This is a genomic window from Streptomyces sp. NPDC014764 (assembly GCF_043082785.1).
GTDB lineage: Bacteria > Actinomycetota > Actinomycetes > Streptomycetales > Streptomycetaceae > Streptomyces > Streptomyces althioticus.
This window is the reverse complement of record NZ_JBIBXY010000014.1, coordinates 131146-155723: the sequence shown is the minus strand read 5'-3', so window position 1 is coordinate 155723 and position 24578 is coordinate 131146. Positions and strand designations below refer to the sequence as shown.

At 71.4% G+C, this 24578-nt stretch carries 22 protein-coding genes; 2 read left to right on the top strand and 20 right to left on the bottom strand.

Translation table 11 applies throughout. From position 1 onward, the window contains the following. Positions 1 to 164: 164 nt before the first annotated feature. Positions 165 to 464 carry an Atu4866 domain-containing protein gene (locus ACF1AG_RS26995; protein WP_359608214.1) on the top strand — a complete coding sequence of 100 codons (300 nt, stop codon included), beginning with the start codon at positions 165 to 167 and terminating at the stop codon, positions 462 to 464. A gap of 104 nt (positions 465 to 568) precedes the next feature. Here ACF1AG_RS26995 and ACF1AG_RS26990 read toward each other — a convergent pair whose 3' ends face one another. The 6 genes from ACF1AG_RS26990 to ACF1AG_RS26965 form a co-directional block, all read right to left on the bottom strand. Continuing rightward, positions 569 to 1462 (bottom strand): helix-turn-helix transcriptional regulator, encoded by an 894-nt coding sequence (locus ACF1AG_RS26990; protein WP_359607249.1) that lies wholly within the window; start codon positions 1460 to 1462, stop codon positions 569 to 571. A gap of 97 nt (positions 1463 to 1559) precedes the next feature. After that, on the bottom strand, positions 1560 to 2951 hold the full coding sequence (locus tag ACF1AG_RS26985) for an amidohydrolase family protein (RefSeq protein ID WP_359607247.1): 1392 nt from the start codon (positions 2949 to 2951) through the stop codon (positions 1560 to 1562). A 192-nt stretch (positions 2952 to 3143) separates the two neighbouring features. Continuing rightward, positions 3144 to 3962, bottom strand: coding sequence for an IclR family transcriptional regulator (locus ACF1AG_RS26980; RefSeq protein ID WP_359607245.1), 819 nt, complete (start codon positions 3960 to 3962; stop codon positions 3144 to 3146). 393 nt (positions 3963 to 4355) lie between these two features. After that, positions 4356 to 5300, bottom strand: coding sequence for an alpha/beta fold hydrolase (locus ACF1AG_RS26975; protein ID WP_359607243.1), 945 nt, complete (start codon positions 5298 to 5300; stop codon positions 4356 to 4358). A gap of 353 nt (positions 5301 to 5653) precedes the next feature. Then, positions 5654 to 6772 carry an ABC transporter substrate-binding protein gene (locus ACF1AG_RS26970; protein WP_359607241.1) on the bottom strand — a complete coding sequence of 373 codons (1119 nt, stop codon included), beginning with the start codon at positions 6770 to 6772 and terminating at the stop codon, positions 5654 to 5656. A gap of 320 nt (positions 6773 to 7092) precedes the next feature. Continuing rightward, entirely contained in the window at positions 7093 to 7296 is a 204-nt protein-coding gene (locus tag ACF1AG_RS26965; protein ID WP_359607239.1) for a hypothetical protein, read from the bottom strand. Positions 7297 to 8906: 1610 nt separating this feature from the next. On the opposite strand from ACF1AG_RS26965, the gene ACF1AG_RS26960 reads away from it, so the two are divergent. Further along, on the top strand, positions 8907 to 9830 hold the full coding sequence (locus ACF1AG_RS26960; RefSeq protein WP_359607237.1) for a hypothetical protein: 924 nt from the start codon (positions 8907 to 8909) through the stop codon (positions 9828 to 9830). Between the two features lie 786 nt (positions 9831 to 10616). Here ACF1AG_RS26960 and ACF1AG_RS26955 read toward each other — a convergent pair. The 14 genes from ACF1AG_RS26955 to ACF1AG_RS26890 form a co-directional block, all read right to left on the bottom strand. Continuing rightward, positions 10617 to 11453: a CoA ester lyase gene (locus ACF1AG_RS26955; RefSeq protein WP_359604500.1), complete on the bottom strand. Its 837-nt coding sequence runs from the start codon at positions 11451 to 11453 to the stop codon at positions 10617 to 10619. Between the two features lie 29 nt (positions 11454 to 11482). Beyond that, positions 11483 to 12949 (bottom strand): dihydroorotase family protein, encoded by a 1467-nt coding sequence (locus tag ACF1AG_RS26950; RefSeq protein ID WP_151782108.1) that lies wholly within the window; start codon positions 12947 to 12949, stop codon positions 11483 to 11485. After that, positions 12942 to 14381, bottom strand: a complete 1440-nt coding sequence (locus tag ACF1AG_RS26945) for an MmgE/PrpD family protein (RefSeq protein ID WP_359604502.1) — start codon at positions 14379 to 14381, stop codon at positions 12942 to 12944. Before ACF1AG_RS26945 ends, ACF1AG_RS26950 begins: the two co-directional genes overlap by 8 nt. After that, positions 14374 to 15255 (bottom strand): cyclase family protein, encoded by an 882-nt coding sequence (locus ACF1AG_RS26940; protein ID WP_391810534.1) that lies wholly within the window; start codon positions 15253 to 15255, stop codon positions 14374 to 14376. Before ACF1AG_RS26940 ends, ACF1AG_RS26945 begins: the two co-directional genes overlap by 8 nt. Before the next feature lie 52 nt (positions 15256 to 15307). Then, the gene (locus ACF1AG_RS26935) at positions 15308 to 16540 is read right to left on the bottom strand and encodes a CaiB/BaiF CoA transferase family protein (protein ID WP_391810533.1); all 1233 of its coding nucleotides are present in this window, start codon (positions 16538 to 16540) and stop codon (positions 15308 to 15310) included. Next, the gene (locus ACF1AG_RS26930) at positions 16537 to 17355 is read right to left on the bottom strand and encodes an IclR family transcriptional regulator (RefSeq protein WP_151782112.1); all 819 of its coding nucleotides are present in this window, start codon (positions 17353 to 17355) and stop codon (positions 16537 to 16539) included. The genes ACF1AG_RS26935 and ACF1AG_RS26930 overlap by 4 nt, the downstream gene beginning before the upstream one ends. Before the next feature lie 76 nt (positions 17356 to 17431). Beyond that, entirely contained in the window at positions 17432 to 18691 is a 1260-nt protein-coding gene (locus ACF1AG_RS26925; protein ID WP_391810532.1) for an Ohr family peroxiredoxin, read from the bottom strand. After that, a complete protein-coding gene (locus tag ACF1AG_RS26920) occupies positions 18688 to 20049 on the bottom strand; it encodes a M20/M25/M40 family metallo-hydrolase (protein WP_359604510.1) in 1362 nt (453 codons plus the stop codon). The genes ACF1AG_RS26925 and ACF1AG_RS26920 overlap by 4 nt, the downstream gene beginning before the upstream one ends. A gap of 93 nt (positions 20050 to 20142) precedes the next feature. Next, the gene (locus ACF1AG_RS26915) at positions 20143 to 20916 is read right to left on the bottom strand and encodes an SDR family oxidoreductase (RefSeq protein WP_359604512.1); all 774 of its coding nucleotides are present in this window, start codon (positions 20914 to 20916) and stop codon (positions 20143 to 20145) included. Continuing rightward, positions 20913 to 21812 (bottom strand): ABC transporter permease, encoded by a 900-nt coding sequence (locus tag ACF1AG_RS26910; RefSeq protein ID WP_359604514.1) that lies wholly within the window; start codon positions 21810 to 21812, stop codon positions 20913 to 20915. The genes ACF1AG_RS26915 and ACF1AG_RS26910 overlap by 4 nt, the downstream gene beginning before the upstream one ends. A gap of 11 nt (positions 21813 to 21823) precedes the next feature. Beyond that, entirely contained in the window at positions 21824 to 22657 is an 834-nt protein-coding gene (locus ACF1AG_RS26905) for an ABC transporter ATP-binding protein (RefSeq protein ID WP_359604516.1), read from the bottom strand. A gap of 39 nt (positions 22658 to 22696) precedes the next feature. Continuing rightward, complete coding sequence (locus ACF1AG_RS26900; RefSeq protein WP_359604518.1) at positions 22697 to 23824, bottom strand: ABC transporter substrate-binding protein; 1128 nt, start codon at positions 23822 to 23824, stop codon at positions 22697 to 22699. Positions 23825 to 23860: 36 nt separating this feature from the next. Beyond that, positions 23861 to 24262 carry a nuclear transport factor 2 family protein gene (locus tag ACF1AG_RS26895; protein WP_359604520.1) on the bottom strand — a complete coding sequence of 134 codons (402 nt, stop codon included), beginning with the start codon at positions 24260 to 24262 and terminating at the stop codon, positions 23861 to 23863. Continuing rightward, positions 24262 to 24570 (bottom strand): hypothetical protein, encoded by a 309-nt coding sequence (locus tag ACF1AG_RS26890; protein ID WP_359604522.1) that lies wholly within the window; start codon positions 24568 to 24570, stop codon positions 24262 to 24264. Before ACF1AG_RS26890 ends, ACF1AG_RS26895 begins: the two co-directional genes overlap by 1 nt. Positions 24571 to 24578: the final 8 nt, after the last annotated feature.

Below are 24578 nucleotides of genomic sequence, written 5' to 3'. Positions count from 1 at the left end.
GTCGCGGAGTGCCGCGTGACTCCCAGGTTCGTCGCGGTGCGGCACCGGAACCAGGCCGCCGTCTGCCCGGGTGTGCGACCCCCACCCACCCCGTGCCCGGGTGTGCGGCACCCAGGGAAACGGCGACCTGGTGGCCCTCCGCACGCCGGGCCGACCATGGCGTCATGACCAGCAACGACACACCCCGCGCCCCGCACCCGCACGTCGGAATGTGGGTGACCGCGGACGGACACATCCGCCAGGAGCTGCTGCCGAACGGCCGCTACGACGAGGCCCGCGGGGACCGCCGGAGCGCCTACACCGGCCGCTACACCGTCACCGGTGATCACATCGACTACGTGGACGACACCGGTTTCACCGCCACCGGCGACGTCCGCGACGGCATCCTGTACCACGAACATCTGGTCCTCCACCGCGAGGACGACCGGCGCGCCCGGGAGGGAAGACGCGCGTCGCGCGGCTGACCGGTCACGTACAAGCGCCGGCTCCGGGAGCACCGTTCGGTGCTCCCGGAGCCGGCGCTGCCGTGAGCTCGGGGTGATCGCCCCTGTGCACGCCCGGTATGTGTTCAGTCGCGGGTGGCGTCCGACGCGGTGTCCGGTGCGGGCACGGAAGCGTCGCCGGGCACGGCGCTGAGGGAGCCGAGCAGGGCGAGGGCGTCGGCGGAGGGTGTTCCTGGTTCGGCCTGGTAGACGACGAGCTGTTGGGCGGGGGCGCTGTTGACGGTGAACGTCTCGTAGTGCAGGTCCAGGTCGCCGACCTGGGTGTGATGGAGCAGCTTGGCGTCGTGGGTCTTGCCGCGTACGTCGTGTCGGGCCCACAGCACGCGGAAGTCCGGGCTCTTCATGGACAGTTCACCCACGAGCAGGCACAGCCGCTCGTTGTCGGGGTCGATGCCGGCCGCTTGCCGCAGGGTCGCGACGGTCGACTCGGCGGCCCGCTCCCAGTCGCGGTAGAAGTGCGCTGCCGCCCGGTCCAGGAACGCCATACGCAGCAGGTTGTCGGCGTGGGTGAAGTCGGCGAACAGGGCGTGCGCGAGCCGGTTGCGGGCCAGGATGTCCAGGGCGGGGCCGAGGACGAAGGCGGGTGTGTCGTTCCACGTGTCCAGGAGCCGTCGCAGGGGCGGCGCGACGCGTTCGGTGCGCTGCGCCCGGCGCACCCGGCGGGGGGCCGGGCCGGCGACGCGGTGGAGGTGGGCCATCGCCTCGTCGTCCAGCCGCAGGACCCGCGCGACGGCCTCGAGTATCTGCCGCGAGGGGTGGCGTTCACGGCCCTGTTCCAGGCGCGTGTAGTAGTCGGTGCTCACTCCGGCGAGCATGGCGACCTCCTCGCGGCGCAGACCGGGCACCCTGCGGCGGCCGGTCGAGGCGACGCCCACGTCCTCGGGGCGCAGCCGTGCGCGCCGTGCGCGGAGGAAGTCTCCCGTCGCGTTCTCGGCGGTGGGGTCCCTGTCTGAGTCCATGTGTCGAGGCTAGAGCTTCGAAGTGCCAGGTTGGAGGGCTGAAGGGGGGTGCGCTTCACCCAGGGTCCGCGCACCCCCGGGACGGGGGGTGAGGTGCTCAGGCGGCCGGCGTGTTGAGCACGTGCGCCCGGGAGGCGTGGACCTCGTCGCGCAGGGCGGTGAGGTCGACGCCGAGGACCCTGCCGTCCCACTTGCGGGGCTCGCCGTCGACGAGGACGGCGGTGATGTTGCGTGCGTCGGAGCCCAGGACGACGGTGCCGATCGGATCGTTGAGCGGCATGTTGTTGATGTCCTCGGCCCCGATCACCAGCAGGTCGGCCTTCTTGCCCGGGGTGAGTGAGCCGGTGACGCCGGCGAGACCGTTGGTGCGGGCGCCCTGGAGAGTGGCGAAGTCCAGGACGTCACGGGTGGTGATGCGGCGGGGCGCCTCGTCGGTGCCGTACGTGGCGTTGACGGCGCGCATCCGCTGGAGGGTGTGCAGGGCCCGCATCTGCGTGAACATGTCGCCGGCCAGGGCGACCTCGACGTCGATGCTCAGTCCGGGGCGGATGCCGGCGGCCAGTGCCTCGTCGACGGCGGGAACCGCGGTCTCCAGGCCGATCTGGGCGTCGGAGGTGGGGGCGAGTGCCACGGTGGTGCCGGTCTCCCCCATCGCCTTCCACGCCTCCGGGGTCAGCCCGGTCGCGTGGATCAGGGTCACGTCGGGGCCGAGGAGGCCGCCCTCGGTCCAGCGCGCGATCGCCTCGGAGGAGGTGGCGCCGAAGACGGCGTCCACGCTGACCCCGATGCCCAGGTCGTCCGCGACGCGCGCGAGTCGGGGACCGAAGGCGAGGGCCGGTCCGGCGACCTCGTCGGTGGCCAGGGCCGCCAGTCGGAGGGTCAGCAGCTGGTCGTCGCTGCTGAAGTACTGGTCCCTGAGGCGCGCGAGGTCGCCGGGCCACTGCCCGTCCCAGTCCCCGAAGTGCGGGCCCATGGAGGCGTGCACGCCCCGGATGCCGGTGTCACGGAGCGCCTCGACGGCGGCGTCGGAGTGCGCGCGGGAACGGGAGTTGTGGGAGAAGTCGAGCATGGTGGTGATGCCGCTGTCGATCGCGGTGAGGGCGGCGAGCTTGGTGCCGGTGTACATGTCCTCGGGCCGGTAGACGGTGGCGTAGCCGGCCAGCGTGGACATCACGTAGCCGCCGAGGTCGTCGACGTCCGGCATGATCCGCCGCAACTGGGCCTCCCAGGCATGCCGGTGGGTGTCTACGAACCCGGGGCTGAGGATGCTGCCGGTGACGTCGACGACGACGGCGTCCCCGGCGCTGAGGTCCGTCCCGACGGCGGTGACGGTGTCGCCCTCGACGAGGAGGTCTCCGTGGTCGATGACGCCGAGGTCAGGGTCCATGGTGACGAGGGTCGCGCCCCGGAACAGCACCCGGCGTTCCGCGGTGGGGCGACGCCGGAGCTGTTCGAGGACGGCGGCGCTGGTGGTGTCGTTGACGTGCATGGCGGATCCTTGTCAGGTGGGCTGCGGCGTGGTCACCGCTCGGCACTCAGCCTCGATCGCCCCGGCCACGACAACCAGACCGCCGTCATCCCAGGTGCCGGGCACCCTGGGTGAGGGCGGTGCGGCTCGGTCCTTCGAGCGGGCCCGCGGCGGGCCCGGCCTGCCGACCGTCCCGGTGGTGCACCGGCACGGTCAGCGCGGGTCCCTTCGTCCCGGGGCCCGGTCCCGCGCGGCCCCCAGATCGGCCGAGATGTCGGCAGCCGCCTTGGTGACGCACTCCCCCAGCCGCTCCGTGCGGTCCCCGTCGAACATCGCCTTCGTCCCGCACACCGAGACCGAGCCGACGACCTGCCCGGTCGCGCCGTACACGGCGGCCGCGATACTTCCCGTCTCCGCCTGCCGTTCCCCGTAGCTCGCCGCGTAGCCGAGCCCGCGGATCCTGGTGATCTCCTCGTGGAGCGTGGCCGCCGAGGTGATCGTGGCGTCGGTGACGCCGTCCAGCCGGTGGTGGGCGATGTAGGCGTCCACCTCGGAGTCGGGCAGCGCGGCCAGGATGGCCTTCGACGACGACCCTGCGTGCAGCGGATGGCTGGTGCCCAGCGCCACGGAGATGCGGATCTCCTGGTGGGACAGGACCTGGTCCACGTATGTCCGGGACCAGCCCTGCCGTACCGAGAGCGTTGCCGTGTGGCCGGTGCGCTCGGACAGCGTCACCAGGTGGCGGTGCGCGACGGCGGGCAGGTCCAGCTCACGCATGGCGGCGAGCCCAACGTTCAGGGCGCCGGAGCCGAGCCGGTAGACCTTGGTCTCCTCGTCGAACCGCAAGAACTGCCCTGCGACCAGTTCCCGCAGGATGCGGTGTGCCACGGCCTTCGGCAGACCCGTCTCGCGTGCGATCACCGAGACACCCTGGCTCTGGGGTGATCGGCTGATGGCGTCGATCACGGCCAGGACACGGGCGATGCCGGAGCGGGTACGCCCCTGCTGCTCGTCGCTGTCGTCGATGGTCATGAGAACCTCGGGTTGCTCGGACGGCTGCCCTTGCGGGCGCCGCATGGACTGGGTCACGCCATAAGGTCTAGGCGCCCGCCGGCCCGGCCGCTGCCGATCACGTCGGTTGTGACCTCGATGTTGCCGTGCACCGCGGTGGCGCGCGGGCAGACGGCATCCGCGAGGGACGCCAACCGGTCCAGCCGCGCCGGCGGACGGCCAGGAGCGCTCACCTTCAGCCGGACGGCAAGAGCCTACCCCCCGCCGGGGGTTGTACCAGGGTTGACCGACGCGGTGACGGTGACCGGACCGGCCGCGGTCCGCTCCCCGCGCCCGGCCGCACCGAGAGCCCCGCGGAAACGCGCGGCGAAGCCGGCCGCGGACAACTCCTCTCGAACGGTTCCGGCAGCCTGCTCATTGCGCCCCGCCGGCCGCGTCCGGCCCTGCGAGCGAACCGGTCCGCGAGCGGCCCGTGCCCCCGCGTCCGCCGGCGGCGTCGGCCGTCGCCGTGTACACGGGCGTGAACGGGGGCGGGCTTGCGAGGGCGGGCGCGTGTGCCAGCACGTGCTCGGCGACCGCGGCCGCGAACACCTCGGGCTGCTCTTCGGCGACGAAGTCGGTTCCGCCCGGGATCGTGACCAGCGGCGCGTGGGGGAACGCCGCGGTGACCACGTCGTTCATCCGGTCGAGGACATCCTCGGTGCCGTGCAGGAGGAGAGTGGGGATACCGGCCAGCGCCGCGGGGTCCACCTGATACCGGAACACCGCCGGATAGGCCACCCCGTAGCGGGGGCCGACGCTCAGGTACTCGGCGACCTGCCGGCTCGCGGAGTCGGCCGAGATCGTCGGGTACAGGCCGCGGATACGGTCCCAGATCACCTTCAGGTGGCCGCCGTCCGCGTCCGTGGTGTAACTCGGGGCGTAGGTTTCGGCCTTCTCGGCCCGTTCCTCGTCCGTGTACAGCGGGATCCCCTGGAAGATCAGGCCGCTGACCCGCTCCCGGCCGGAAAGGGCCGCCTCCGCCGCGATCAGGGCGCCGGTGTGCTGGCCGAGCAGATGCACGGTGCCCAGGCCCAGCGCGTCGACGGCCTGCCAGACGGACGCGGCGTACTCGGACATGCTCCACTGCCCGGGCGTGGCGTCGGACATCCCGAACCCGGGGGTGTCCAGGGCTACGACCTGGATCCCGTGCCCGGCGAGCAGTTCCATCACGGGCTCGTACGTCGCGGACGACAGTGGCGACTGGTGCAGGACGACCAGCGCGGGGGCTCCGCTGCGGCCTGCCTCGCGGTAGTGGACCTGACCGTGCGGAAGGTCGAGGTAGCCGCGTCGCGAAGTGCCCTTCATGTGCGTGGTCATCGGGCCACCGCCGGCGGGGCCGTGATCTCGACGACGTGTTTGATGCCCATGCGGTAGTCCTCCAAGCGGTACGGCGGTCAGGACGGGTGGGCGGCTCGATCGGACGAGCCGGATCTCGACTTCGGCGGACGCCGTCGCGGGCAGGCCGGGGGTGACGTCGTCGCGGTCGCGGTCGCCGGTGAAACCGTGACGGGTCGGACGGGTGCGGACGGCCTCCACGACGGTGGCGTCGTGGTCACTCTTCTCCAGGTGAAGCCGGACCACACGACGAGCGACGGCGCGGGACCCGCCTGCCCGGTGTTCCCATGGGCATGAGGGCCCGCCCCTCCTTACCGCTCGTCGCGTGCCCATGGCTACTTGGCGGCCTTCGCTGCGGTGATCACAGCGGTGGAGTCGAAGTCGTTCGCTTCCTTCAGCAGGCTGCCGTCCCACACCTCGGAGAGCTTGATGTCCCTGGTGATCTGGCCCGACGCCTTGGTGTAGGCCGCCGTCTTGTTCCAGACCTCCTCGCTCATCGCACCCCAGTCCTTGAAGCTCTCCGGCTCACCGGTGGCGGGAATCGCCGTCGCGACCCACGCGTAGAGGTTCTTGCTGTCGTCGGCGATACGGTCCTCGGGCTTCTTGCCGGCCAGCAGCTGCGGGAACACCTTGTAACCGTCACGCATGGCGGCCTCGGGGCTCACCGAGGAGAACAGCAGGGCCTTGTAGGAGGCGCGCAGGTAGCGGGCCAGCACGTCCTTGTTGTCCTTGAGGGTCTTCTCGGTCACCGCGAAGGTCAGGGAACGGATGCCCTCGAAGGCATCGGAGTTGTCCAGGTAGCGGAACTCCTTGCCGGTGTTCTCGATCGTCGTGTACGCCTGGGTGTACAGCGCCAACACGTCGACCTTGCCGTCCTCCAGCGCGGAGAGGGCCTGGGCGCCGACGCCGACCGGCAGCAGCTCGACATCCTTGGCCGGGTCGAGGCCGGCGTCCTGGGCGTACGCCCGGGCGTAGATGGCCGAGCCCGAGGCGAGGCTGATGACCCCGACCTTCTTGCCCTTGAGGTCCGCCGGGTTCTTGATCTCGCTGCCCGGCTGAACGGCCATGCGCCAGGGCCAGTTCTGCACGAGGCCGCCGATGGCCACGACCGGGACGCCCTTCTCCCGTGCGGCGAGGATGGCGCCCGCGTCGGCGGGGGCGATGTCGGCGCTGCCCGAGGCGACGGCCTGGACCGCGGCGACCGAACCGTCGGTGCTGATCATGTTGACCTTGAGCTTCTCCTCGGAGAAGTACCCCTCGGCCTCGGCCACGGCATAGGTGGCGACCTCTTCCTTGGGGCCGATGATGGCCGAGGCGACGGCGAGGTCGAGCGTGGCCTGACCCGCGGCCTTGTCCTTGGACGACGAGGTGGTGGCGGAGCCGCCGCAGGCGGAGAGCGCCGCGAGCGCGGCAAGGGTGACGGCGCTGACGCCGAGTCTCAGGGAGCGCTTCATGTTCGGTACCTCGATTGCTCTGGTGGGAAAGGGTTTTGTCGACTGCTCGGGATGTAAGTCCCGGCCTCGGTCAGGTCGTTGTGGGCGCGCTGCCCCGGCGAGGGGACTGCCGCGGAGCGCGAAAGCGTGGGCGTACCGGACGACGCCCTCCGAGGTTTTTCGCCGGGCGGGTCCTCGCCGTACGGGATGCCGGGCGAGGTGGAGGGTGCGGGCGCCGTCCGGGGACAACGCCCTTGAAGCAGAGGTCACGGGGTGTGCGAACCCACCGGCAGCGCCCGCGCTGGGCAGCCGCCGTCCCGGTGGGCGAGCCGTGGGTCTCTCTACGGGGTGGGACGGTCCGTGTCGCGGGTGCGAGCGGTTCCGCCGCCCGGCAGGACCACCTCGCCACCGCGGTTCACGACCGCGTCGCGGGTGATCTTCCACGGCGCGGGGCAGAGCGTGTCGGACGAGCGCATGCGCTGCGCCAGGATGCAGTCGGCCGCCGGGCGTTCGTCGAGGGTCATCCGGTCCTCGATGTCGATCATCTTGCCTCTCCTGTCCGGGGGTGGAACGGCCGTTGCACTTCCGCCCCGGGGCAGGGGCGGCGGGGGAACGGCACGGCGCGGCGGGGGGAAAGACGTGCGGTGGGAGCCGGTCCGGGCCTGGTCGGGCGGCGGGCCGTGCGCTGCCGGTGGATCGGGTCCGGGCGCGGGGTTCAGCTGGTCCTGGCGAGTAGGTCGAGGCCGGTCACGGCGTCGGTGAGGAAGGTGCCGACGTGCCGTCCCTCGTGGGGAGTGCTTCCGGCGTGACGCGCGGGGCGTCGGTGTCGTCGGCGGCATGTGCGTGAGGTTCTGCGGACAGGCGCCGGGCGCCCGGCGGGCCTCGTTCGCGGCGACGGGATTCCCGGCGCCGGCCACGGCGGTCGTCCCGTCCGGATGTTCGGTGTCCCCGCAGAGGGTGTCGCGGGGATTCGGTCGCCGTCCACCGGGCCGAGCGAGCGCAGCTGGTGTGTGTGCCCGGCCCTCGGCTCACTCAGGTGGTGGGGTGGTGCGCCGTGCCGGCCTGGACCGCGTGGAGCCTGGCGAGGCCGGTGGCGCGGTGGGCGACGCCAGGTGGACCCGGGCGCCGCTCCTGGTGAGGAACGGATGTGTGTCCCGGCCGTCCGGACGGTGACGCCCGGGTCCCTGGCGGCCGTTCGGGTCGGGACGCCGCCGGCCTGGCGGCCCGTGTGCGGGAGTTGCGCGAAGGTCCGGGCACCGGGACGCGGGGATGGCACCGGCCGTGCCCGCATGCGCCGGGATGGAGGAGTCGCCGAAGCCGCCGAGCCCGGTCTTCCGTCCCGCACGGGTCGAGTGGCCCCGGGTCCCCTCGGTGGTGATCAGCCCTCCCCCTCCGCGGGCGCCTTCTCCGTGGTGGGCGGGGTGGCGGCCGGCCGGTCGGATTCCCTGGCCGAAACACGTGGTACATCCGGGCGCGGACGCCCGGTGACCCAGGAGCACCGGGCCAGGACCGACAGGCGACAGCGGCAGTGCCACATCAGGAATTGCCATCTGCACCCTCCCCATTTATCCGTTACTGCCCATATCATTGTTCGACTGGGCCGTACGGCGTTCACTGTGGCGGGACACTAGGGGGCACATGTGACGCCGTCAACGAATACCCATCAGTAACTTCCAAGGGCAATAATCCGCCACCAGCACACACCCCGACCGAGTAGCCACGTCACCCGGTAGCCCCCGCTCCTCAGGGCCCCCAAGGAGCTCCCCCCGCCGCCGCGCACCGCCCGGTTCCACACAAGAAGCACCACCGGCCACACAGTTGACCCGGGCCTCACACCCCCGGAGTGACGACACCGGCGACGTCGACGCCTGTCCCTGCCTGTACGTCGGCAAAGACGAACGCGACGCCACCGTGCCCACTCCGGCCGAAGAGAAGACCTCCGACCGCAGACCGCCCGACAGCGAGCCCGAACTCCGCACCGATCCGGCAGTTCGAGCACGGCCGGGTGCTGCATGCGACGGCCCAGGACCCGTTCCAGTTGCGGGTGGATCGGATCTGAACGAACAGGCCCCGCCGCCGGTTCGGCCGACGAGTCGCTTCCGTGGCGAGGCCGTCGACACCCGACACCCGACACCCGACAGAAGGGATGCACGGCATGGCATCGAACGTGGACAACACACCGATCGTCCCCACGACGTTCGCCGAACTCCGTACCGAGACGTACGAGGACCACGACGAACCGTGGCAGTGGAACTGGCAGCCCGGCACCGAGCGGACGGTCATCTCGACGGACGCCGCCACGGGCGCGAGCACCTACCTGCTGCGGTTCCCCCCGGGGTACGACCGCGGTATGCGCCACCGGCCCGACGGCGTCGCCGAGCAGTTCGAGTGGCACAACGTCCACGAGGAAGTCTTCTGCGTAGAAGGCCGGCTCACCTTCGGCGAGTGGTTCGAACTGCCCTCGCCCGGCTACCTCAACCACCCACCGCGCTGGCTGCACCCCGCCAACCAGTACAGCGACGAGGGCTGCGTGCTGCTGATCAAGAACTCGTCGCCGTTCGACTTCTGCTATACCGACGTGCCGCAGGACTGGAACGGGGTCGAGCACCTCGTGGACCGCGATCCTGACCAGCCCGCGGCCCCCGGTGACCTCCCCGCGGTCACGGCCCTCGCGGTGAATGACCTGCCCCGCCGCCCGGTGCGGACCTGCGCAGGCAAGGACACCGGGCTCACGGCAGCCGCCGTGTACCACAACCCCGTCAGCGGCTGGACCACGTGGACGGCCGAGGTCCCCGCCGGCTGGACCGGAGCGGCGTTCGACGGTGGGACGGACGCGGAAAGCACCTTCGTCCTCGACGGTGAGATCGACCTCGACGGCCGTCGCATCGGCAAATGGGGATACGGCTCCGCGGAGCACGGCCTGCTCACGTCACCCTCAGCGGCCTCACCCACCGGCGCGACAGTCCTCTGCTGGACACGCTCGCTCGGCAGCGTGGTGACCGGCCTCACGGAGGACCCGGTGGACCGCCTGACGAACGGCCAAGGCGGCCACACTCCGGCCGCCGACACTTCGAGGTAACCTCCGCGGCCGGGACCTCCGGGTCCCTCCGGTCTTCATCAGAGAGCGCACCACCAACGGGCTCCTCCCCCCGCGCCCGAACCCGCGGGTCCGAAGCCACGGCACCCGGCCCGGCCCGGCTCGGCTCGGACAGCCGTCGGACGGTGTCGGTTCCCGGGGGCCGTGTGCGTCCGCCAGGCGGCAACTCCCACTCTGCGGAGTCACGTTGCCGTGGGCCAGGATCAACCTCAGCCGACGACGGCACCGTTCCACCGGACTCGTCGGCACTCGTCGGCGTTCCCTGCTGTGAAAGGGCCCCGGTGAAGAGGGCAGTGGCGTCCGCCCGCGCGGAGCCCGGGAACGCCTGAGCGCCCGGTGTCCGTGGTCGGACACCGGGCGCTCGGCCGGGCGTGTCCTCCGCACCGGACACGCCCGGGGTGGCCAGGCAGGCACCGCCCGCCGCACCGGGACACGCCGGCCACCCTCTTCCCGGGGCCTCGCCGCCCCGGGAGCTGCAGGGCGGGCACAAGGCGGCAGGCGTCCCGACCCGCACCGGCGGCGGTCCCGGCGCGCCGGGACCGCCGGCCGTCCGCCGACGGCGCCGCCGAACGGGCCGACACCTGCGACGCCCTCCGCCGGTCCCGGGCCGAGCCCGGCAGGTGCAGGGCTTCCCGATGCGGGCCCGGACCCGGCCCGCGCGTCCAGGGCCCGTAGCTGCGGGCACCTCTCGGACGTACGGGCCGGACCGGGTGGACCAGGTGGCCGCCGGCCCTACCACCGGCCGCCACCCGGCCGCACCGACACCCGTCAGCGCCCCGACGGCACCGCCGCCAGGATGCGGCGTGCTCCGCGTATCACGGCCTCGTCGATCATGCGGCCGGAGTCGTCCCGGGTCACGCCCGAGCCGGCCTCCTCGAAGCGCCTGACCAGGGCGCGGGCCCCCTCCACCTCCTCCGGACTCGGGGTGAACACCTCGTTCACCACGGGAATCTGCGCCGGGTGGATGCACGAACGGCCGCCGAAACCGAGACGCTTGAGTGCCCGGGTCGACTCCCTCAGCGCGTCGAGGTTGCGGAAGTCGGTGCTGACCGGGGCCAGCGGGGCGGCCAGCCCGGCCGCCGCGCACGCCAGAACCAACTGAGTGCGCGGCCACAGCAGTTCGCGCTCGTCCGGCCCGGGCTCGATGCCCGCGTCGGCGCACAGATCCGCCTCCCCCAACTGCATGCGCGTGACCCGCGGGCCGCGGGCGACGAGCGGCGCCGACAGCAGCGCCGACGCGCTCTCCAGCAGGGGGCACAGGCTGATCCAGGGGGCCGCCTCCAGCTCACCGGCGACGGCCACGAGGTCACCCACCCGCTCGGTCTTGGCCACGATCAGCCCGGTGACGGCCGGTGAGGCCACGGCGCGCGCGTCGTCGCGGCCCAGGGCCCCCGGGTTGACGCGGACCCAGATCTCCGGGCCGCCCGGCCGCTCGTCCGCCGGCGGCAGCCCTTCCAGCCACGCGGCACAGATGCCGCGGGCCGTCTCCTTGGCGTCGGGCGCGACGGCGTCCTCCAGGTCCACGATCAGGCTGTCGGCTCCCCTGTCGAGGGCCTTGGCCAGCATGTCCGGGCGGTCGGCCGGCACGTAGAGGGCGGATCTCACGGGTCTCCTCCTTCGCGGGTGCCGGTGTGTCAGTTGCCGGTCGGGCGGTGCAGGTAGGTGCCGACCGGCTCGCCCGTCACCTTGCCGTCGGCGAAGACGCGGTTGCCCCGCAGGAAGGTGTCGGTGACGCGGGCGCTCAGCTCGAAGCCCTCGAACGGCGTGTACTCCTGGGTGGACTCGGAGTCGGCGGCGCGCACCGTCCAGGTCTCGCTGGGGTCGACGAGCGCGATGTCCGCGTCGAAGCCCTCCGCGATGCGGCCCTTGGTGGGCAGGCCGTAGCGGCGCGAGGGGTTGTAGGAGGTGAGGGCGGCGATGCGGCCCAGCGGCAGACCGCGGCGGGTGCCCTCGGTGACCATGCCGGCGAGCAGGTACTCGGCGCCGCCGAAGCCCGACTTGGCGAGGAAGATGTCGTCCTTCGGGTCGCCGAACTTGGCCTCCTCGCGGCAGCAGGCGTGGTCCGAGACGACCCAGTCGATGGTGCCGTCGAGCACGTACTCCCACAGCGCCTCGACGTCCTCGCGCGGGCGCAGCGGAGGGTTGACCTTGCCGCCGAGGCCGTGCGCGGTGTCGATGTCGGCGAGGAGGTGGCCGACCGTGACCTCGCGGCGGAAGTCGATGTGCGGGAACGCCTTGCTCATCCGGACGGCGGCGTCGACGGCCTTGCGGGACGTCAGGTGCAGCAGGTTGATGGTGGGCAGGCCGGTCTCGTGGGCCAGGTAGGAGGCGATGGAGACGGCCAGGCCCTCGGAGTGCTGCGGGCGGGAGGCACTGTAGGCGGCGAGGCCCGTCAGGTCGCCGGCCTCCTCGACCAGCTTGGTGTAGGCGGTCATGATCTCGGCGGTCTCGCAGTGCAGCGAGAGGGAGATCTGGTCGGCGATGTCCGGGTACTGCTCGCGGGCGGCCTGGATGCCGCGCATGACGAACTCGAAGTGGGCGTAGTCGTAGCGCTCGCCCTCCGGGGTCATCAGGAAGGAGCTCTGGTCGGCGGAGCGGCCGTGCAGGCCGTGGCTGCCGTAGAACATGAACACCTTGAAGGAGGTGACGCCGTGCTCGCCGATGAGGGCGGGGATCTCGGAGATGTGCTCCTTGGACATGGGCGCCAGGTGGTAGGCGTAGTCCACGTGGGCGCGGTTCTCGGTCAGGCCGAGGACGTCCGGGAAGAAGTCGGCGTAGGAGCCGCCCTTGTTGAGGTAGTAGCGGCCGGTGCGCATGTAGCTGAGGGCGGTGGTGACGCCGCCCTGGGCGCAGGCCTTGCTCTCGCTGACGGCGTCCTCGTCGAGCGGGTTGTAGATGCCCCAGTGCTGGTGGGCGTCGACGACGCCGGGGAAGGCGAGCTTGCCGCCGCCGTCGACGACCTGGGCGGCGCGGGCGGGGTCGATGCCGGGCTCGACGGCGATTATCTTTCCGTCGCGGACGGCGATGTCGGCGTTCTTCGGGTCGTCCTGCTCGTCGGTCACGACGCGGACGTTGGTCAGGACGAGGTCGAAGTCAGTCACGGGGGCCTCCAGCCAGGTTGGTCAGCTCGGCGAGGGGGGCGAGCAGATCGTGGATACGGTCGAGTTCGCCGAGGCGTCTGCCTCGGTCCATCACCAGGTCGATGTCGGGTTCCGACAGCCGGCCCCGGGCGTTGTCGCGGAACTTCAGCTCCAGCTCGTCGTCGGAGAGCGGGCGGAGCGAGCCGCCGCGGTTGCTGAGCACCTCTTCGCGCCAGACACGTCCGTCGGTGTCGTGGGCGGTGAGGACGGCGGGGAACTGCGCGGGGAAGATCGCGGTGGCCGTGTCGTCCTCCACCACCTCCACCTTCGCCATCAGCTCCCGGCGGACCGGGTCGCGGGCGAGGTCGTCGGTGAAGTCGTCCAGGCCGAGGCCCAGTCCGCCGCCTCCGCCGAGGAGTCCCGCGGCGACCATGTACGGGCCGGAGAACTGCGCCTGGTAGCCGGTCTCGGGGGCGCGCTTGCCCTCGATGGGCTGGCCGATGGTGCGGATCACCGGGCCGGGCACGCCGAGGACGAGGCGTTCGACGCGGGCCGGGTCCAGGCCTCTGTCCCGCAGCGCCATGGCGGCGTCGGCGGCGGTGTGGGTGAAGTGGTTGGCCGGGTACGGCTTGAAGAAGATGCCGGGGACGGCCCACTCGGTGCCCAGGCCCTCGGTGACGGCGGTGGGGTCGTAGACGCCGTGGAGCCACGCCTCGAAGAACCCGAAGCGCCCTTCGAGGACGGTGGGCGGGCCGGTGAAGCCCCGCCGGACGAGCTGGGCGGCGGTGACGGCGGACTGGGCGGCCAGCCCGCAGTGCAGCCGCTTGACGGTGCCACCGGTGCGGTTGGCCTCGATGATGCCGCCGGCCATGGAGGCGGCGATGCCGAGCACGCTCTCCAGTCCGTCCTCGTCGAGGCCCAGGAGCAGTCCGGCGGCGACGGCACCGCCGAGGGCTCCGCAGATGGAGGTGGCGTGCTGTCCGTGCTCGAAGAAGGTCGAGTTGCCGGCCTCGCGGTCGTAGCCCGCCATGCCGAGCCGGACGCAGACCTCCAGGCCGACGGCGATGGCGTGGACGGTGCCGCGGCCGTCGGCGCCGGACGATTCCGCCGCGGCGAGGGCGGCGGGCACGACCGAGGCGCTGGGGTGCAGCACGGACGGCAGGTGGGTGTCGTCGTAGTCCAGCGAGTGCGCGAGGACACCGTTGGCGAGGGCGGCGAGCGGTGCGGGCAGCGGGGTGGCGCCGCCGATGACCGTGGCCTGGGGCCGGCCGCCCTGTTCGCGGACGTGCTCGACGATGGCGGTGGAGGTGGGCAGCCGGTGGGCGGCCACGCACAGTCCGAGGACGTCGACGACCCGCTTGCGGACGCTGTCGACGACGTCGGCCGGCAGGGTCTCGTAGGAGGTCTGGGTGGCGAACTCGGCAAGCCGGCGGGCGAGGGTGTGCTCAGCCACGGTCCTCGTCCTCCTGCGCGGTGCCGACCACGGCGAGCGGGCGCACCGGGGAGCCGGTGGCGCCGAACAGCGGCAGCGGGGAGAGCACGAAGGTGAACTCGTGGACCTGCTGTGCGGCGATCTCCTCCAGGTCGAGGGTCTCGATGATGTAGATGCCGGCTTCGACGAGGAGGACGCGGTGGGCGGGGAGGCTGGCGTGTCCGGCGCCGGGGGCGAGGTGTTCGAAGGCGATGGTGTCGGCGCCTGCGGCGTGCACCTGGCGGGCGGCGAGCCACTGGGCGCCGGCCTCGCCGATGCCGGGGACGCCGGAGTCGTGGCCGATGTAGGTGTCGCGGTCGGGTGCGTCGAACTGGCGGCCCCAGCCGCTGCGGACGAGGACGACGTCGCCGCTGCCGACGGGGGTGCCCTGGCGCTGTTCGGTGGCCTCCAGGTCGGCGACGGTGATCTCGTAGCCGGGCTCGCAGACCTCGGCGCCGAGCGCCCGGGGGACGTCGAGGAGGACGCCGCGGCGGACCATGGGGGCGATGGTGTGCGCGCCGTGGTCGGGGTAGACGCCGTTCTGGTTGGCCTCCTGCGCGTCGGCGCCGCCGAAGAGTTTGCCGTTGTGGGAGACGTGGGCGAAGGCGTCGATGTGGGTGCCGACGTGGGTGCCCATGACGAGCATGTCGTTGGCCGCGGAGCCGCCGTCGGCGCGGGTGCGGTCGCCGTGGCGGCGCGGCAGGGTGTGCCAGTAGGCGGGGTGGTTCGGCGACTGCGGCATCCCGATGTAGAGCCTGCGGCCGAGGTCGAGCACGCGCACACCCCGGGTGACCGCCGCGAGCAGCGGGTCCGGTGTTCTGGTCTGCGTGGGGGTGATGGAAGCGGGGCCAGTCATGTGCGGGCCGTCCTTCTTTCTGAATAGGAGCGCTCGTGCCGGTCCTGAGGGGTCAGGAGACGGCCTTGCGCTGACGGAGTTCGGCGACCTTGCCGGGGTCGATACCGAGTTCGCCGACGAGGACGTCGTCGGTGTCGGCTCCCAGGGCGCGCCCGGTGAAGCGGATCCGGCCGGGGGTGTCGGACATGCGCCACATGACGTTGTGCATGAGGAGCGGGCCGAAGTCCTCGTCCTCGACGGTGGTGAGCATGTCGGTGGCGCGGATGTGGGGATCGTTGACTAGGTCGTGTGCGTCGTACACCGGTGCCACGGCGGCGCCGGCATCGGTGAACTCGTTGATGACCTTCTCCCGGGTGCGTTCGGCGATCCAGCCGCCGACGAGGTCGTCGAGGAGGTCGGCGTGTGCGGCACGGCCGTGTCCGGTGGCGAACCAGTCCTCTTCGACGATCTCGGGGTGCCCCACCAGTTCCATGACGCGTTCGGCGATGCGCTGCGCGCTGGTGGAGACGGCCACCCAGTGGCCGTCGCTGGTGCGGTAGGTGTTGCGGGGTGCGTTGTTGGTGGAGCGGTTGCCGTGCCGCTGCTTGACGATGCCGAGCTGGTCGTAGACGGTCGGCGAGGGTCCCACGGCGGTCATGATCGGTTCGATGAGGCTCATGTCGACGACCTGGCCGCGGTGTTCGGGGTCGCGGTCGCGGTGGTACAGGGCCATGGTGGTGGCCGAGGAGGCGGCGATACCGCAGATGGTGTCGGCGAGGCCGAACGCCGGGAGGGTCGGCGGGCCGTCGGATTCACCGGTGAGGTGGGCGAAGCCGCTCATGGCCTCGGCGAGGGTGCCGAAGCCGGCCCGGGCGGCATAGGGGCCCTGCTGGCCGAAGCCGGTGATACGCACGATCACCAGTCCCGGGTTGAGCTCGTGCAGGACGTCGGGACCGAGGCCCCAGCGCTCCAGGGTGCCGGGGCGGAAGTTCTCGACCAGGACGTCGGCGGTGGCCGCGAGCCGGCGGAAGATCTCGGCGCCGTCGGCGTCGGACAGGCTCAGGCCGATGGTGCGCTTGTTGCGGGAAAGTTCCTTCCACCACAGCGGGATGCCGTTCTTGGACTCGCCGTGGCCGCGCATCCCGTCCCCGGCGACGGGATGCTCGATCTTGATGACCTCGGCGCCGTAGTCGCCGAGCAGTTGGGCGCACAGCGGTCCGGCGAGGATGGTGGAGGCGTCGATGACCCGGATCCCCTCCAGGGGACCCGAGGCGGGGCCGGGAGCCTGCTCGGTGCGTGCCTTCATGGGGTGTCCTTTCGTTCCTCGGCGGTGTCCCGTACGGCACCGAGGTCGGCGGAGATGTCGGAGGCCGCCCGGGCGACGTGCTCCCCGAGGCGGGAGCTGCTGGTCTCGCCGAACATGCCCTTGGTCCCGCAGATGGAGACCGAGCCCACGACCTGGCCTATCGGCCCGTACACACAGGCCGCCACGCTGGCCGCCTCGACCTGCCGTTCGCCGACGCTGACCGCGTAGCCGACCGCCCTGATGGCCTTGATCTCGTCGCGCAGGGTGGTCGCCGAGGTGATGGTGGCGTCGGTGACGCCGTCGAGGCGGTGGTGGGCGATGTAGTCCTCCACCTCGATGTCGGGCAGGGCGGCGAGGATCGCCTTCGAGGACGAGCCGGCGTGCAGCGGGTGGCTGGTGCCGAGCGCGACCGACATGCGGATCTCCTGGCGGGAGAGGACCTGGTCGACGTAGACGCGCGACCAGCCCTGCCGCAGGGAGAGGGTGGTGGTCTGGCCGGTCCGCTCGGCGAGGGCCACCAGGTGTCGGTGGGCGATGGAGGGCACGTCCAGTTCGCGCATCGCGGCGAGTCCGATGTTCAACGCGCCGGGGCCCATCCGGTAGGCCTTGGTGGTCTCCTCGAAGGAGAGGAAGTTCTCCGCGACGAGTTCCCGCAGGATGCGGTGGGCGACCGCCTTGGGCAGTCCCGTTTCGCGTGCGATCACCGAGACGCCCTGGCCGTGCGGGGCACGGGCGATGGCGTCGATCACGGCGAGCGCCCGGGAGATCCCCGAACGGCTGCGGGTCGTGGAGTCGGCGGCGTCGTCGATGATCATCGGAACCTCGATCGGTCGGCCGGCCCGCGGGTGCGGGCCGGCGTGAATGGGTCGCTCACGCGAAGGGCCTATGGCGTCAACTGGTGCCGTTGGCCTCGGTGATGACCGCGATGTTGCCCCGGACCGCGTTGGAGTAGGGGCAGACCGTGTGCGTGATGGCCACCAGTTCCTCCAGGACCTCCTGGGGGCACTCCGGGGCGCTGACCACCAGACGGGCCGCGATGCCGTAGGTCCCGCCCGGCCTGGTGCCGAGGGTGACGGAGGCGGTGACGGTGACCGGTCCCGCGGTGACCCTCTTGCGGCGCTCGGCGACGCCGAGGGCGCTGGCGAAGCAGGCGGCGTAGCCGGCGGCGAACAGCTCCTCGGGGTCGGTGCCGGTGTCGCCCTCGGTGCGCTCGGCGGGACGCGTCAGCTTCACGTCGAGGGCGCCGGTGGTGGAGCGGGCGCGGCCGGCACGGCCGCCCGTCACCTCGACGGTGGCGGTGTAGACGGGCGTGAACTTCGGCTTGGGCGCGGCGGCGTGGGCGAGGACGTGGGCGGCGACGGAGTCGGCGAACACCTCCGGCTGCTCCTCGGCGACGAAGTCCGTGCCGCCCGGGATGCGGACCAGGGGTGCGTGCGGGAACGCGGCCGTGACGACGTCGTTCATCCGGTCCAGGACGTCCTCGCTGCCGTGCAGCAGCAGGGTGGGGACGTCGGCTACGGCGGCGATGTCCGGCTTGTGCGCGAAGACCGCGCGGTAGGCGACGCCGTAGTCGGGGCCGACGCTGAGGTACTCGGCGACCTGGCGGCTCGCGGACTCCGCCGAGATGGTCGGGTAGAGCCAGCGGACGCGGTCCCAGATGACCTTCAGGTGGCTGCCGTCGATGGCGGGGGTGTAGCCGGGCGCGTAACCCTCGGCCTTCTTCACCCGCTCCTCGTCGCTGTAGAGCGGGATGCCCTGGAAGATCAGACTGAGGACGCGGTCGCGCTTCTGGCGGGTGGCCTCGGCGGAGATGATCGCGCCGGTGTGCTGGCCGAGGAGGTGCACCTTCTGCAGGCCGAGGGCGTCGACGATCTCCCACAGGGCGCCGGCGTAGTCGGGGATCGACCACTGCTCGGGTGTGGCGTCGGACATTCCGAAGCCGGGGATGTCGATGGCGACGACGTTCAGGCCGTGGGCGCCGAGGGCAGCCATGGCCGGCTCGTACGTGGCGGACGACAGGGGCGACTGGTGGACGATCACCAGGGCGGGGCCGTCGGGGTCGCCGGCGCGGCGGTGGTGGACCTGACCCCAGGGCAGTTCCAGGTACGCGCGGTGCGAGGACCCCCTCATGTGGGTGGCGTGCGTGGTCACTTGTTCACCGCCAGCGCGGCCATGATCTGCACCACGTGCTTGATGCCCATGCGGTAGTCCTCCAGTCGGATGTGCTCGTTGGGCCCGTCGATGCCGGCGTCGGCACGGGAGACGCCCACGCCCACGATCGGTACGTCCTTCAGGGAGCCCTGGTTGCCGATCCACTGCGTGTAGGGCTCGATGAGGGGTTCGGCGCCGTAGGCGGTGCGGGCGGTCTCGGCGACGAGGGCGACGAACGGGTCGTTGTGGTCGGTGTGGTGAGGGCTGCTGGTGGCCATGACCTCGACGTCGACGTCGTCGAAGCCCTTCTTGGTGAGGTGGGCGCGGACGGCCTCCAGCACGCGCTCCGGGCTCTGGCCGGGGACCAGGCGGATCTCGACCTTGGCGGAGGCGGTGGCGGGGATGCCGAGGGTGACGTCGTCGCGGACGTCGCCGCCCTCGATGCCGGCGAGGGTGATGGTGGGCACCGTGCGGATGGCGACGGCCGCCTCGGTGTCGGAGAGGCCGCCGAGGAAGGCGTCGACTCCGGCGCGGTTCTTGAGGAAGTCGCCGTCGAAGGGCATCTGCTCCAGCAGGGTGCGCTCGGCGTCGGTGGGGACGCGGGCGTCGTCGGCGAAGCCCTCGACGGCGGGGGTGCCGTCGAGGTTGACCAGGGAGGCCAGCGCCTGGGTCAGGCGGGTGGTGGCGGACGGCAGAAGTACCGTGTTCTGGCTGGTCAGTTCGCGGGTGAGGGTGGTGGAGGTGAGGCGCAGGTACAGGATGCCCTTCTCGCCCAGCTTGAGCAGCGGGCGGCCCTCACCGTCGGACCAGGAGTTCTCCCAGAGGGCGGCGTCGGCGGCGAGCCGCTCGGCGTGCGCCTCGATGAATGTGCCCAGGCCGGGGCTGTGCAGCCACTGCTTGCCCTCCATGATGTAGCGGCTGGTGACCGGGGGCTCCTGGCCGGACAGGCGCCAGGCGGCCGCGGCATGCAGACGGGACATCAGCGCGCCCTTGTCGTCGGCGACACCGCGGGCGTAGAGGCGGCCGTCGTGGATCTCGGCGGCGTAGGGCGGGCTGATCCAGGCGTCGTCGTCTCCGGTGGGCTCGACCTCGACGTCGTAGTGGTTGAAGTGCAGCAGGCGCTTGTCGCCGCCGGCGATCTCGGCGAGGACGTAGGGGTGGGACTTCTCCCACTCGATGATCTCGGCGGTACCGCCCCAGCGCTCGGTGGACGTCTTGAGGAACTCGGCGGTGGCGACCATCTGGTCGGGCTCCTGGCGGCGGCTGCGGATGCGGCACAGCTCCTGGAGCTCGGCGACGAAGGTGTCGAAGTGTTCGTCGACCGCGTCGAGAGCGGCCTGGAGGTCGAACTCGGGCATGTGGTGCTCCAAATCTCCGGGGGGTGCGGGGGCCGGGACGTCTGCCCGGCGGCCGGCGGGGCGAGGGGACGGACCCCGCCGGCCGCGGGCGGACTAGTGGATGACGACTCCGCCGTCGACGAAGATCGTCTGACCGGTCGTCATGGCGGCGGCGGGGCTGAGGAGGTGGGTGACGGTGAGGGCCACGTCGCGCGGGCCGGCCATGCGGCCGAGGGGGATGCTCGCCATCTTGTCCTCCATGTAGGCACCGTCGGCGCGGACGTCCTCGGTCATGGCGGTGGGCACGATGGTCGGTCCGACGGCGTTGACGCGGATGTTGTCCGGGGCCCACTCGAGTGCCAGGACGCGGGCCATGTGCATGACGCCGGCCTTGCTGACGCAGTAGGCGAGGGTGTTGAGGACGGCGATGTGACCGTTGGTGGAGCCGATGTTGACGACGCTGGCGTGCTCCCCCTCCTTCAGGGCGGGGTAGGCGGCCTGCGACATCCGGAAGGTGCCGGTGAGGTTGACGTCGAGGACGTGGGTGAAGTCCTCCTCGGTGGTGGTGGCCGCCGGGCCTCGCCGGACGACGCCGGCGTTGTTCACCAGGTGGTCGAGCCTGCCGTGGGCCTGGAGGACCTCGTCGACCGTGGACGTGCAGGAGGTCGCGGAGGTGATGTCCACGTGGTGCCGGGTGTGCGGGCCGCCTGCGGGGAGGGCGTCCTCCCACCGGTCCTGGGGCAGGATGTCGGCGGCGGCGACGGTGGCGCCGAGTTCGGCGAGCCGGGCGGCGATGGCGGCGCCGATCCCGCGGGCGGCCCCGGTCACCAGGGCCACCCTCCCGTCGAACCGTACGGGGTCGCCGGCGGGCAGTGCGTCGGTGTTCACGCGCCGATCACCGTGTTGTCCTCGGCCCAGAAGGCGAAGCGCTTCTGGGCGGTGCGGATGATGAAGTGCGCGATCAGACCGAGCACCGACAGAACCACGAGCACCGCGAACATGCCGGCGATGTCGAAGTTGTAGTTGGTCTGCAGCAGGAGGTAGCCCAGGCCCTCCTTGGCACCGATGAACTCGCCGACGACCGCGCCGAGGATGGCGAAGACGATGCCGATGTCGAGGCCGGCGAAGATGAACGGCAGTGCGCTGGGCAGCCGCACGCGGCGGAAGATGTCGAACTTGCTGGCCCCGAACACGGTCATCATCTGGACCTTGTCGTTGTCGGCGGAGCGCAGGCCCTCGACGACGTTGACGAGCATCGGGAAGAAGGAGATGACCGCGGCCATCACGACCTTGCTGGTCATACCGAAGCCGAACCAGACCACGAACAGCGGCGCGAGGGCCACCTTCGGGACCGTCTGGAAGGCCACGATGTACGGCATCAGGGTCTTCTCGATGAGCCTCACCTGGGAGATCGCCGTGCCGAGCAGCAGCGCGGTGCCGACGCCCAGGACGAAGCCGTACAGCGACTCCAGCAGGGTCACCTTCATGTGTGTCCAGAACATGCTGTCGGACAGCTGTGTCCCGAGCGCGTCGACGATCTGGGACGGGACCGGAAGGATGTACTCGTCGATGCCGAGGGCGGGGACGAGGAACTCCCACAGGAGCACGACCGTCACGAAGACGGCGGGAACCAGGATCCACTCGGGGTGATCGCGCAGGTCGCCGCGCTTGCGGGCGGGCTTGGCCGCAGGGGTCGCGGGAGCGGCGGGCGCTGCCTCCCCGGAGGTGGACGCGGCGCCGGGCGCGGTGCCGCCGGTCTCCTGGTCTTTGTCGGTAGTCGTCATGAGCGGCCTCATCAGTCGATCACGCCTTGGGCGTTGAAGTAGGTGCGGATGCGCTCGACGTAGACGCCGGCGCGGTCGGAAGCCATGACGCTCAGGTCGCGCGGCCGTTCCAGGTCGATGTCGATGACCTCGGCGATACGGCCCGGGCGGGGGCTGAGGACGACGACCCGGTCGGAGAGGAACACCGCCTCCGGGATGGAGTGGGTGACCAGGACGACGGTCTTGCCGCTCTCCCGCCAGATCCGCAGGAGTTCGACGTTCATGTACTCGCGGGTCATGGCGTCCAGCGCGCCGAACGGCTCGTCCATGAGCAGGACCGCCGGGTCGTGCACCAGGGCCCGGCAGATGCCGGCCCGCTGCTGCATGCCGCCGCTCAGTTCGTCGGGGTACTTGTTCTCGAACCCGCCGAGCCCGACCATCTCCAGCAGCTGGTCGGCGCGCCTGCCGTACTCCGCCCGGTCCAGACGCTGGATCTCGACCGGGATCATCACGTTCTGCAGGATGGTGCGCCAGGGCAGGAGGGTGGCGGCCTGGAAGACCATGCCGACCTCGGGCAGCGGCCCGTCCACGTCTCGCCCAGCGACCCGGACGACGCCCTCGGTCCGGGGGATCAGCCCGGCGAGGATCTTCAGCAGTGTCGTCTTGCCGCAACCGGAGGGTCCGACGATCGAGATGAACTCGCCTCGCTTGACCTTCAGGTTGATGTCCGACAGGGCGTGTGTCGGTTCGGACTTGCGGGGCCGGTAGATCTTGTGCAGCCCGTCCAGCTCGATCCAGCTGTCGTCGTCGGCTTCCGCGGCGGCCGCTGCCGCTCGCGTGCGGCGGCCGAGGGTCTTGATGGCCATCCTGGGCTCCTGCCTTCCTGCTCCTGGCGTCGCCGCCGGCTACTTGGTGGCGCTCTGGGCCTTGCTGATCACTGCCGACGGGTCGAAGTCGTTGGCACCCTTCAGCAGGCTGTCGTTCCACAGGGCCTTGAGGTCGGGGTCCTTGGTGATCTGACCGGCGGACTTCATGTACTCGGCGGTCTTGGTCCAGGCCTCGTCGCTGATGACGCCCCAGTCCTTGAAGGAGGCGGGCTCACCTTCGGCGGGCGTGGCGGTGGCCACCCAGGTCTTGAGGATCTCCGCGTCGTTCTTGATGCGGTCGTCCGCCTTCTGGCCGGAGAGGATCGCCGGGAAGACGGCGTACCCGTCGCGCATGGCCGCCTCGGGGTTCACCGCGGAGAAGAGCATGCCCTTGTAGGACGCCCGCAGGAAACGCTCGATGGCGTCGCCCTTCTTCTTGAGCGTGTCCTCGCGCACCGCGTAGGTCAGCGAGCGGATGCCGTCGAACCGCTCGCCGTTCTCCAGGTAGGCGAACTTCTTCCCGGTGAGCTCGATGGTCGTGTACGCCTGCGTGTACAGGGCGAGCGCGTCCACCTTGCCGCTCTCCAGCGCCGACAGCGCCTGGGTGCCGACACCGACCGGCACCAGGTCGACGTCCTTCTCCGGGTTCAGGCCGGCGTCCTCGACGAAGGCCCGGGCGTACGGGGCGGAGCCGGACGCCAGGCTGATGACGCCGATCTTCTTGCCCTTGAGGTCCTCGGCGCTCTTGACCTTGCTGTCCGGGGTCGTGGCGATCCGCCACGGCCAGTTCTGCACCAGGCCGCCGACCGCGACGACCGGGACGCCCTTCTCGCGGGCGGCGAGAATGGCGCCGGCGTCGGAGGGGGTGATGTCGGCGCTGCCGGAGGCGACCGCCTGCACAGCGGCGACCGACCCGTCGGCGTTGATGGTGTTGACGGTGAGGTTCTCCTCCTTGAGAAACCCCTCCTCCTTGGCCACCGCGTAGGTGGCGACCTCTTCCTTCGGGCCGGTGACCGCGGAGGCGACAGCCAACTGGATCGTCGCGGCCTTGTTGCCCGAGGCGTCCGTGGATCCGCTGTCGGAGTCGGAGTCACTGCCGCAGGCAGTGAGGGCGAGGAGGGCTGACAGCGTCACCGCGCCGGCCCCGACTCTGAGGGTCTGCTTCATGGTGCCTACCTCTTGCTGTTCGTTCGGTGGAGAAGTTCAGCCGCGGACCGGGGCGCTTACCCCGGAGTCGGCGAGGTCGTTGTAGACGTGCTGTTCGGCGATGAGTCCGTCGCGCAGGACGAACACGTCGACGTAGCGCACCCCCTCGAAGGGGCGTCCTTCCATGTCCTGGCCGTAGAGGGTGCCGAGCGAGGTGACGGTCACCAGACCGTCGGGGGTCCGGCCCTCGTGGTAGAGGTCCCGGTGCTTGCGGACCCACTGGTAGCGCCCGCGCTGGTCGGCGACCATCTCGGCGAGCGAGCCGTACGCGGCGCCGCCGGGGAAGACGATCCGCGGGGACTCCGCGAGCATCTCCTGCGCCTTGTCCAGCTCGCGGTCCTCGCAGAACTGCAGGTACCGGTCGACGGTCTCCGCCGGCGGGAGCGGTGCGGCGGCCATCAGCCGGTCTTCCGGAGAGTCGATTCCCACTGGTCGCGCAGCGGGTGCTCGGCCGGGCCGCTCTCGGTGACGATCCGCATAAGGCGGGCGATCACACGGTCGCGCTGCTCGTCGAGTATGCGCTGCTCCTCCTCCGTGGGCTCCAGCGCGGAGAGTTCGCCTGCGGAGAGCACTCCGTGGCGGACCAGCAGCGCCTCCATGGCGTGCAGTCGCTGGTGGGTGACGTGGAGTTCGTTGCTCACCTGGAGGACCAGGTCGAACAGCTTGCCGATGTTGCGGTCGCGGAAGTAGTTGAACTCTTCGGACATGGTTCGCC